This window comes from Desulfovibrio sp. 1214_IL3152, assembly GCF_036763055.1.
GTDB lineage: Bacteria > Desulfobacterota > Desulfovibrionia > Desulfovibrionales > Desulfovibrionaceae > Desulfovibrio.
In genome coordinates, this window is the sequence record NZ_JBAIYW010000140.1 from 1 (window position 1) to 4,468 (window position 4,468).

The 4,468-nt window shown below is 57.6% G+C and carries 3 protein-coding genes; 2 read left to right on the top strand and 1 reads right to left on the bottom strand.

Features of this window, described 5'->3' with window-relative positions; genetic code table 11:
- Both groEL and uvsE read left to right on the top strand, forming a co-directional pair.
- Positions 1 to 802 (top strand): chaperonin GroEL (groEL, locus tag V6C07_RS02905; protein ID WP_333534883.1); only part of this gene is annotated, 802 nt, incomplete at its 5' end.
- An 86-nt stretch (positions 803 to 888) separates the two neighbouring features.
- Entirely contained in the window at positions 889 to 2,145 is a 1,257-nt protein-coding gene (uvsE, locus tag V6C07_RS02910; RefSeq protein ID WP_333534884.1) for a UV DNA damage repair endonuclease UvsE, read from the top strand.
- A 339-nt stretch (positions 2,146 to 2,484) separates the two neighbouring features.
- Here the strand turns inward: uvsE and V6C07_RS02915 are convergent.
- The coding region (locus V6C07_RS02915) for a putative PEP-binding protein (protein WP_333534885.1) at positions 2,485 to 4,468 on the bottom strand (1,984 nt) is incomplete at its 5' end.

Below are 4,468 nucleotides of genomic sequence, written 5' to 3' on the forward strand. Positions count from 1 at the left end.
CCGCCGCAAGGCCATGCTGCAGGACATCGCTGTACTCACCGGCGGCCAGGTGGCTTCCGACGACACCGGCTCCAAGCTTGAAAACATGACCCTGGCCGAACTCGGTACCGCCAAGCGTATCGTGATCGACAAGGAAAACACCACCGTTGTGGACGGCGCCGGCAAGAGCGAAGACATCAAGGCCCGCGTGAAGCAGATCCGCGCCCAGATCGAAGACAGCACCTCTGACTATGACCGCGAAAAGCTGCAGGAACGCCTTGCCAAGCTGGTGGGCGGCGTGGCCGTGGTGCATGTGGGCGCTGCCACCGAAGTGGAAATGAAGGAAAAGAAAGACCGCGTTGAAGACGCCCTCAATGCCACCCGCGCTGCCGTGGAAGAAGGTATTGTGCCTGGCGGCGGTACCGCTCTTATCCGTGTTGCCAAGGTGCTTTGCGACATCAAGCCCGCTGACGACGACGAACTGGCCGGTGTGAACATCATCCGCCGCGCCATTGAAGAGCCCCTGCGTCAGATTGCCCTCAATGCCGGCTTTGAAGGCTCCATCGTGGTTGAAAAAGTGCGCGAAGGCAAAGACGGCTTCGGCTTCAATGCCGCCACCGGCGAATACGAAGACCTGATCAAGGCTGGCGTGATCGACCCCAAAAAGGTGACCCGCACTGCCCTGCAGAACGCCGCTTCCGTGGCTTCCCTGCTGCTGACCACCGAATGCGCCATTGCCGAAAAGCCCGAACCCAAGAAAGACGCCGCCATGCCTGACATGGGCGGTATGGGCGGCATGGGCGGCATGGGCGGCATGTACTAAGCCGGTTCCCGAAGCCCAAAACCCAAAGTCTCTTACCAGCAAAGCCCCCGCGCAAGCGGGGGCTTTTTTCGCAACAGGAGCATGCCATGATACGCTATGGCTTTGCGTGCAAAACCATTGGACTGCCCGGGGCAGCACAAAGCAGCCTTACCCTGTCACGCGCGGACCGGAACAACCTGCTGTCCGTCAGCCGAAACAATCTGAACGCGCTGGAAACCATGCTGCATTACTGCTGCGAGCAGTCCATCGCGCTCATGCGCATCAGTTCCGACATCATTCCGCTGGCCTCGCACGAGGCCGTGCATTTTGACTGGCAGGACGAACTGCGCCCGGAGCTTGAAAAACTGGCCGCCCTTGCGCGCGAGAGCGGCGCGCGCCTTTCAATGCATCCTGGGCAGTACACTGTGCTCAATTCTCCCCGCCAGGATGTGGTGCGCAAGGCTGTGGCCGATCTTGCCTACCATGCGACCTTTCTGGATGCCCTGCAAACCGGGCCGGAATGCCGCATCATCCTGCACCTTGGCGGCGGCTATGGTGACAGGCAGACAGCGCTGCAAAGACTGCGCGACAATCTGGCCGCCCTGCCCCCGTTTATCCTGCAACGCCTGGCTCTGGAAAATGACGAGCGCATCTATACCATTGAAGATGTTCTGGCAGTCTGCGGCGACTTTGACCTGCCTGCCGTTTTTGACATTTTCCATCACGAACTCAATCCGCCGCCGCACGGCCGCATGCTGCACTGGCTTGACCGCGCGGCTGCGACCTGGAACAGCCGCAGCGGGCGCCAGAAAATTCACTATTCACAGCAACTGGCAGGCGGCAAACCCGGCATGCATTCCCGGACCATTGCCATGCGCCCTTTCATGCAGATGCACGGCCAGCTTGAAGGGCGCGAACTGGATGTCATGCTGGAGGTTAAGGATAAAAACCTCTCTGCAATCAAGTGTTCAAATCTGACCCGACCGAACCTGCCGCGCACCAGACTCACGGAAGAATGGGCGCGCTACAAATACCTTGTGCTTGAGCGCACCCCCAATACCTATGCCGCCATTCGCCATTTGCTCAAAAACGAAAAACCGGCAGCAGATGCGTTTTACGACCTGATTGAAAAAGCGCTCACCTGCGACCCGGAGCCGGGCAAAGCCAGAAACGCCGCTGAACATGTGTGGGGCCATGTGAACAAAAATGCCTCGGCCAATGATGTCGCCCGCATGCTCAAGGACCTTGAGCTTCTTGGCAGCGACCTTGCGCCGCTGCCCCGCATCAAACGTAAACTGCTGGCCCTGGCGGCAGACAGCAACGAAGAATACCTGCTGCACAGCCTCTATCTTTATGTAAGCTAGACACTGTCTAGAGCAATTTAACTTTTAAATTGCTCGGACGGCTGCGTGAGCAGACGCTCGCTACGGAGGCGTAAGCGCAGTTTATCTGCGCGGTTAAACGCCGAAGTGAGCGTGCCTTAAACTTTGAGAATGTATATTCTCAAAGTTAATCTGCTCTAGAGCATTTAACACTTGAAATGCTCGCTTACGGCAGGCAAAAGCCTGCCTTCTCGCATTTCGTGGCAAGGATTTTCAAGAAAATCCTTGCAGAGCAGTTTACGAATGTGAAAACAGCCCGAAACCTTTAAGATTTCGGGCTGTTTTGCTGTCAGGCATTTGGCCTTGTCTATTTCGTGTTTGCTAGTCTTTGATCAGGCGGGCGGCTGCGAGGGCCTTGGCCTGTTCTTCAAAGTTCTGGAAACCAGCATGGTGCAGGGCGTCCAGCACCGTATCGTCCCAGTTCCAGGTGGCATAGATCACAGGCTTGTGGAAGGCCGTGCGGAAGCTCTGCAGTTCGGAGCGGTAGAAATCTTCCTTGGGCGTGTCGAGGTGTTCGCGGAACTGCTCATGGCGGCGCTGCAACTCACCTTCGTACCATTCCTGAATATCCTGCGGATTCTTGTACTTCTTGAGGATATGACCGTAGCCGGTCTTTTCCATAAGCTCGGCCAGACGCTTATGATGCTGCTGTCCAAGCCATTTGCCCAGATCGGAGGTGGGAATGCTCTCGGCCTCCACAGCGGCAATATCAAACACGGTCTGGTAGTAGGTATCGGGAACCACAGAGGCGGACGTGATTCCCGCAATGGCGACCAGGCCGCGCAGAATAAGGCTGTTGGACACGCCCTGCCCGCAGAAGCCCACTTTTTTCCCGTACTTCAGGCCGGTGAATATGCTCACCAGAATGGCCCAGACCACGGCGGGGTCTTCTTCGTCATAGATATGCGCAAGGCGTGAGTTGTCGCGGTCAGTGGCAAGCACCATCTGCGTCATGTCGTTGGAACCGATGGAGAATCCATCAAATTCGGTAATGAACTGCTTCGCCAGGATGGCGTTTGAAGGCAGTTCCGACATGAGGATGATCTTCAGGCCGTCCTGGCCGCTCTTGAGCTTGTGAACCTGCTCAAGGTAGCTGCGCATGGAGCGGGCTTCTTCCAGGGTGCGCACAAAGGGCAGCATCATGCGCAGGTTGGACCCGCCGTATACACCGCGAGCCAGCTTGAACGCCTCGATTTCCCAGTCATGAATATTGCGCGACACGCCGCGGTAACCAAGCATGGGGTTGTCTTCAAAGTGCTCGAAGAGGTTGCCGCCAAGCAGGTTGCGATATTCATTACTCTTGAAGTCCGTGGTGCGGTAGGTAATGGGCTTGCCGTAGAAGGCCATGGCAAACAGGGCCAGGTTCTGGGCAAGGGTTTGCACATAGTGCTCCTTACCGGTGCGGAAGCCACGCGCCTTGATCATGCCGCGAATTTTTTCCGGCAGATTGCGCACATCGTCCATTTCTTTCTTGAGCCCCGAACGCAGGCCCACTTCTTCACGCAGATGGGCAATGTTTTCCATCAGGCGGGTGACGGCGGGCAGGTCCTGAATGCGTTTCACATGCGCTTCAACACTGGCCTCGATCTCTGCAATGCGTTTGCCGGATTCGGGGTCACTGCTGTTCTGCAGGGCAAGCTCGTCATCGTAACCCATTATGATGCGCACATGGTCGGCCAGATCGGGCGAGGTTTTGAGCACCTCGATGCGGCGCGAGGCCATTTCCATATGCTGGTCGATCTTGTGGTCAAGCTCGCGCATCTTGCGGTGCTGCAAAAGCACATCTTCGGCGTTCAGGCTTTTGCCCGTGTCGGCCAGAGCGGCCAGTTCGGCGGAAAGGCCCGTGACCTCGCCCACGTATTCGCGCAGATTGATATTGAAGACAATGAGGCCTGCGGCCATTTGCTCGCGCAGCACCTTGGAAAGGCGGTCTTCAAGCTCTTTCAGCTTGGTATGCACCACGCCTTCAAGCTCGCCCTTGTCAAAGGCTTCCAGAGCCTGCGGATGAATGCTGATATTGCCCAGCATGAATTCGGCGCGCAAAAGGCCCACTTCAAACTGGTCAAAGTCCCGCAGGCGGGAGAGAAAGAGCGCCTGGCCCACATCGGCAAGCACAAGCCCCACCTTGGTCTTGGTGGGGGGCAGCTTTGCCACGTCCATTTCGCCGCCGACCTCATGCAGGGGCAGCAGACCGCGGTATACGCGCCCGCGCGTGCCGTCAACCGTCACTTCCGCGCCGTCCAGCGCACGCAGCACATCCAGACGCTGAATGCCGATAACAGCAGCTATGCCCAGCTCACGCGAC